A 6,117-nucleotide genomic window follows, 5' to 3' on the forward strand; every position below is an offset into this window, starting at 1 on the left:
GCGGGAGACGAGGCATGAAAGCGTTCAGCTATGAGCGTGCGGCCTCGCCTGCCGCGGCGGCGGCGGCCGTGGTGCGAACGCCGGGCGCGAAGTTCATTGCCGGTGGCACGAACCTGCTCGACCTGATGAAACTGGAGATCGAGACGCCGAGGCATCTGGTCGACGTCAACGGTCTCGGGCTGGACAAGATCGAGCCAACCCCCGCCGGCGGACTGCGGATCGGCGCGCTTGTGCGCAACACGGATCTTGCTTCCGACATGCGCGTGCGGCGCGATTATGGCCTGTTGTCGCGCGCATTGCTCGCCGGCGCGTCGGGCCAGCTGAGGAACAAGGCGACGACCGCGGGCAACCTTCTGCAGCGCACGCGCTGCCCTTATTTCTACGACACCAACCAGCCCTGCAATAAGCGCAAGCCCGGCAGCGGCTGCGCCGCGATCGGCGGTTTCAGCCGCGGACTTGGCGTCGTCGGCGTCAGCGACGCGTGCATCGCGACCCACCCCAGCGACATGGCGGTTGCGATGCGGGCGCTCGATGCGACGGTCGAAACGGTGCGTGCGGACGGCGTCACGCGCGCCATTCCGATCGCGGAATTCTATCATCTGCCCGGCGCGACGCCGCAGCAGGAGAATGTCCTGGCAAAGGGCGAACTGATCACGGCGGTCACGTTGCCCAAACCAGTCGGCGGCACCCACATCTATCACAAGGTTCGCGACCGCGCGTCTTACGCCTTCGCTCTGGTCTCGATCGGGGCGATCATTGGGCGGGACGGTTCCGCGCGTGTCGCCGTGGGCGGGATCGCGCCCAGGCCATGGCGGGTGGAGGCGGCGGAAGCCGAATCCGCGCGCGGCGCGAAAGCCGTCGCAAGCGGGCTGCTCGCCGGCGCGAAACCCACGCGCGACAATCAGTTCAAACTCACCCTGGTCGAACGAACGCTTGCCGCGGTGCTGGCGGAAGCGAGGGCCTGAGCCATGAAATTCGATACACCAGCAACCACCAATCCGATCGATCGCCTGAAGGTCGTGGGCCGGGCAACCGACCGGATCGACGGCCCCCGCAAGACGACCGGCACCGCGCCTTACGCCTATGAGCGCCACGACGCGGTCTCCAATCCCGCCTATGGCTATATCCTTGGCGCCGGGATCGCCAAGGGTCGCATCGTGTCGATCGACGTTGCGGCGGCCAAGGCCGCCCCGGGCGTGCTCGCCGTGATCACCGCCGAAAATGCGGGGAAGCTCGGAAAGGGGAATTTCAACACGGCCAGACTGCTCGGCGGTCCCGAGATCGAGCATTATCATCAGGCCGTCGCCGTGGTCGTGGCGAACACGTTCGAGCAGGCGCGCGCCGCCGCCGCGCTGATCCACGTCGATTATAGTCGCGCGAAGGGCGCGTTCGACCTGAGCGCCGAAAAAGCCAATGCCAAGGCGCCCCCGGAAAATGATTTCAGCGGCAAGCCCGCCACCGCGGTCGGCGATTTCGCGACCGCGTTCGCCGCCGCGCCGGTCAAACTCGACGAAACCTATTCCACGCCCGATCAGGCGCATGCGATGATGGAGCCGCACGCCACGACGGCAGTGTGGCAGGGCGACAAGCTGACGCTCTACACCGCCAACCAGATGATCGACTGGGGCAAGGGCGATGTCGCCAAGACGCTCGGCATACCCAAGCAGAATGTCAGGCTGGTTTCCCCCTATATCGGCGGCGGGTTTGGCGGAAAGCTGTTCGTGCGCACGGACGCGATCATGGCGGCGCTTGGCGCTAAGGCGACCGGGCGGCCGGTCAAGGTCGCCTTGCAGCGGCCGCTGATGTTCAACAATACCACGCATCGCCCGGCGACGATCCAGCGCCTCCGCATCGGCGCGACGCCCGAGGGCAAGATCATGGCGATCGGGCATGAAGGCTGGTCGGGCGACCTGCCGAATGGCGGGCCGGAGACCGCCGTCAACCAGACGCGGCTGCTCTATGCAGGCGCCAATCGCATGACGGCGACGCGCCTGGCGGTGCTCGACCTGCCCGAGGGCAATGCGATGCGCGCGCCCGGCGAGGCGCCCGGCCTGATGGCGCTCGAAATCGCGATGGACGAATTGGCCGAGAAGCTCGGCATGGACCCGATCGCGCTGCGCATCCTCAACGATACGCAGGTCGACCCCGAAAAGCCCGCGCGGCGGTTTTCACAGCGCCAGTTGGTCAAATGTCTCGAACTGGGCGCGGAAAAGTTCGGCTGGGACAAGCGCAAGGCCAGGCCGGGGAGCGTGCGGGATGGGCGCTGGCTGATCGGCATGGGCGTGGCCGCCGGCATCCGCAACAATCTGCTGACGAAGTCGGGCGCGCGGGTGCGGCTCAGCGGCGGGGGCGTGGTCACGGTCGAGACCGACATGACCGATATCGGCACGGGTACCTATACGATCCTCGCCCAGACGGCGGCGGAAACGATGGGTCTCCCGCTTGAGAAAATCGTCGTCACGCTCGGCGATTCCGACTTCCCGGTGTCGGCGGGTTCCGGCGGGCAATGGGGCGCGAACAATTCGACCTCCGGCGTCTATGCGGCCTGCATGAGGCTGCGCGAGACCGTCGCTCAGCGGCTGGGCTTCGATCCGGCCAACACCGATTTCGCCGACGGCAAGGTCCATTCGGGGGATCGCGCGGTACCGCTGGGCGAGGCGGCGAAGACCGGCGAGATCGTGGTCGAGGACTTCATCGAATATGGCGATCTCGACAAGACCTATCAGCAATCGACCTTTGCCGGCCATTTCGTGGAAGCGGCGGTCGATTCCGCGACCGGCGAAGTGCGGGTGCGCCGCATGCTGGCCGTGTGCGCGGCGGGGCGCATCCTCAATCCAAAGTCGGCGCGGAGCCAGGTCATCGGCGCGATGACGATGGGCCTGGGTGCCGCGCTGATCGAGGAACTGGCGGTCGACCCGCGTTTCGGTTTCTTCGTGAACCACGACCTGGCGGGGTATGAAGTGCCGGTCCATGCCGACATCCCGCATCAGGAGGTCATCTTCCTCGACGAGGAAGATCCGATGTCCTCGCCGATGAAGGCCAAGGGCGTCGGCGAGCTGGGTATTTGCGGGGTGGGCGCCGCGGTCGCCAACGCGGTCTATAATGCGACCGGGGTGCGCGTTCGCGATTATCCGATCACGCTGGACAAATATCTGGATCGCCTACCGCAGATCGTGTGACCGGGGATCGCCCGGCACCGCCCCCGCTGCAGCTCACAAGGCGTGCGCCTTCACCAGCGCCCAGACAGGCATTCCCACGCGGAGCTTCAACGCGTCGACTGCCTCCTGCGTCAAACGGGCGAACAGAACTCCGTCCGCGGTATGAAGCTCGACAAGCAGGCTTTCGCTTTCCTCGGTCGTAATGCCGCCGATTGATCCCCTCAGGATATTCCGCGCCGAAATCGCGGTCGGCTTGCGCGTCGCCAGCAGGACATGATCGGCGCGGACCCAGGTCGCGGCGGGACCGCCGCCGCCGCGTCTGACCAGCGCGGTGGTCGACAGCGCGGCACCGGTGTCGCGCGCATCGAGCAAGGTGCGAAATGCCGGCGACGACACGGTTTGCGCGAACGCCCCTTCCGCCACCACCCGCCCGTCGCGCAGGCCGACCAAATGGGTCGCCAGGGCCGCGGCGTCATCGATCAGGTGGGTGACGATCAGCATCGACAGCCCGAAGGCGTCATGCATCCGGCCGAGTATGTCGATAAAAGATCGCCGACGCTGGCCATCGAGCGCGCTGAAAGGCTCGTCGAGCAGCAACAGTCTCGGTGCCGCCACCAGCGCCCGGGCGAGGGCGACGCGGGCGCGCTCGCCCCCTGACAGATTGACGACCGATCGATCGAGCAATGTCGCGATGTCGAAGAAGCCCGCCACGTCTTCGATCGCGTGTCGCCGGCTCGGATCGGCGCGTCGCCACGCATAAAGGAGGTTCGCGCCGACGCTCATGTGGGGAAAGAGCAATCCATCCTGAAAGACAAGGCCGATGCCCCGGCGGTGCGGGCGTGGATCCAGTTTCTGTCCGTCGAGCGAGATGGTGCCGCCCCCCGGCCGCAGACCCGCCAGCGCCGCGAGAAGCGTCGATTTGCCGCTTCCGGACGGACCGAATATCGCGGTGACGCCGTGCGGCGCGCGAAGCGCCACGTCGAGGTGGAAGGCGCCTTGCCGGAGATCGATGTCGGCGTGCAGCATCAGACGCGCCGCCGCGCCCAGCGTTGCAGAAGTTCGGCGGCTATCAGTCCGGCAAAGGCCAGCGACAGCGAGAGCAGCGCCAGCCGCCATGCCTCGACTTCGCCTCCAGGTTGCTGAAGGACCTGGTAGATTGCCAGGGGCAGCGTCTGGGTTTCCCCGGGGATGTTCGCGGCAAAGGTGATGACCGCGCCGAATTCCCCCATCGCCGCGGCGAACGCGGTGACGGCTCCTGCGAGGATGCCCGGCCAGGCGAGCGGAAGGGCAATCGAGAAAAAGCGATCCCACGGGCCCGCGCCGAGCATCGCGGCGGCATCGAGCAAGCGTGGATCGATCGCGTCGAAGGACAGGCGAACGCTGCGCACGAGCAAAGGAAAGATCATGACGGCTGTGGCGAGCGCAGCGCCGTTCTGGGTGAAAGCGAGGTTGATCCAGCCGCCGAACACGCCCTGGCGCCCCAGCAGCTGCAGCAGCAGGAAGCCGATCAGAATGGGCGGCAGAATGACGGGAAGGTGGACCAGCCCATCCCACGCCAGGCGACCCGGTAAACGGGGACGGGAGAGCGCGAACGCGACCGCGATCGCGAGCGGCAATATCAGCAGCGCCTTGGCGGCGACGATCAAAGTCGTGGCCAGAACTTGCAGGTCGGTGGGGCTCAGCACGTGAAACCCAGCGGAAGCACATCGACCAGGGCACCGGCGGGCTGCGCCTCGCTGCCGGCCGGCAGCCTGATCAGCGCATCCGCTGTCGAGAATATCGAGAGCAGCGACGAATCCTGCTGCTCGAACGCGGTCACCACCAATTGTCCGGTCGCATCGCTCTCGAGGCGAGCCCGCAGATAATGTTCGCGCGGACCATTGGCCGGCAAAGCCGCCGCAAGGCGGGCGCGCACGGAACCGGAGTCGCTGGCGCGCGCGGCCATCTTTTCGAGTATCGGCCGCAGGAACAGCAGCGCGCACACCAGCGCCGACGCAGGGTTTCCCGGCAAACCGAGGACGGGCCCAAGGTCGGTCGTGCCAAACCAGGTCGGTTTGCCGGGTCGCACCGCGACCTTGTCGACCGCAAGCTGCAGCCCGATCCGCGCAAGCGCGGGCTTCGCATGATCGTGATCGCCGACCGATGCGCCGCCGACGACAATCAGCAGATCGCATTCGCGCAGTCCCGCCGACGCGGCGCGGGCAATTGCGTCAACGTCGTCCCGTTCGATCGCGAGGCGCTGCACCGAGGCGCCCCAATGTTCGGCCAGCGCCGAAACGCCCGGAACGGCGGAATCATAAATCTGGAAGGGCCCCGGCGATGCGCCCGCAGGAACCAGCTCGTCGCCGCTCGACAGGAACGCGACGCGCGGTCGCCTTCGGACCGTCAGGTGCGCCGCGCCCGCTGCAGCCGCAAGCGCAAGCCCAACCCCGTTGAGCCGGCGTCCCGCGTCGAGCAGCCGCGCGCCGGCGGCGAAATCGAAAGCGCGCGGGCGGACATTATCGGCCTGTCGCGCGGCGGGGACGACGACGTGCGTCCCGTCGCGCGTAACGTCCTCCTGAATCACGACGCAATCGGCGCCGTCGGGCAGCGGCGCGCCGGTCGAAATGCGCACCGCCTCGCCGAGCCGAAGCATGATCTCGTAGCCGCGGCCGGCCGCGGACTCGCCGACGAGCAGCAGGCGCCCCGGACAATCGGCGCTGCGCACGGCATAGCCGTCCATCGACGAGGCGGCGAAGGGCGGCTGATCCCGGTCGGCCAGCACCGGTTCGGCCAGCACCCGTCCATGCGCTTCGCTGGCGGCGATTGTTTCGATGGGCAGCGGCGCGATCATCGCCAGCATCGCCGCGCGCGCCTCGGCAACGCCAACCGGGGGATGCTTGGCGGCGGTCAGATTACGTGACACATCAGAGGCCGCCTTATCGAGCACCATCCTTCAAACGCTAAGCTGGGAGGAAAA

5 protein-coding genes are annotated in these 6,117 nt (G+C 67.3%); 2 read left to right on the forward strand and 3 right to left on the reverse strand.

Annotated elements, in window-relative coordinates; translation table 11 throughout:
* The first annotated feature begins 14 nt into the window (after positions 1-14).
* Positions 15-965 carry a xanthine dehydrogenase family protein subunit M gene (locus VK533_RS13730; protein ID WP_324378586.1) on the forward strand — a complete coding sequence of 317 codons (951 nt, stop codon included), beginning with the start codon at positions 15-17 and terminating at the stop codon, positions 963-965.
* A gap of 3 nt (positions 966-968) precedes the next feature.
* Positions 969-3,179 (forward strand): aldehyde oxidoreductase molybdenum-binding subunit PaoC, encoded by a 2,211-nt coding sequence (paoC, locus tag VK533_RS13735; protein ID WP_324378588.1) that lies wholly within the window; start codon positions 969-971, stop codon positions 3,177-3,179.
* A 33-nt stretch (positions 3,180-3,212) separates the two neighbouring features.
* On the opposite strand, the gene VK533_RS13740 is transcribed toward paoC, so the two are convergent.
* The 3 genes from VK533_RS13740 to glp are packed head-to-tail and all read right to left on the reverse strand — an operon-like array spanning position 3,213 to position 6,063.
* Positions 3,213-4,184 carry a molybdenum ABC transporter ATP-binding protein gene (locus VK533_RS13740; RefSeq protein WP_324378590.1) on the reverse strand — a complete coding sequence of 324 codons (972 nt, stop codon included), beginning with the start codon at positions 4,182-4,184 and terminating at the stop codon, positions 3,213-3,215.
* Positions 4,184-4,804 carry an ABC transporter permease subunit gene (locus tag VK533_RS13745; RefSeq protein WP_324378592.1) on the reverse strand — a complete coding sequence of 207 codons (621 nt, stop codon included), beginning with the start codon at positions 4,802-4,804 and terminating at the stop codon, positions 4,184-4,186. Before VK533_RS13745 ends, VK533_RS13740 begins: the two co-directional genes overlap by 1 nt.
* A 32-nt stretch (positions 4,805-4,836) precedes the next feature.
* Positions 4,837-6,063 (reverse strand): gephyrin-like molybdotransferase Glp, encoded by a 1,227-nt coding sequence (gene glp / locus VK533_RS13750; RefSeq protein ID WP_324378594.1) that lies wholly within the window; start codon positions 6,061-6,063, stop codon positions 4,837-4,839.
* Between the last annotated feature and the right edge of the window lie 54 nt (positions 6,064-6,117).

Origin of the sequence: Sphingomonas sp., from assembly GCF_035317925.1 — a bacterium.
In the GTDB taxonomy this organism is placed as follows: Bacteria; Pseudomonadota; Alphaproteobacteria; order Sphingomonadales; family Sphingomonadaceae; genus Sphingomonas_I.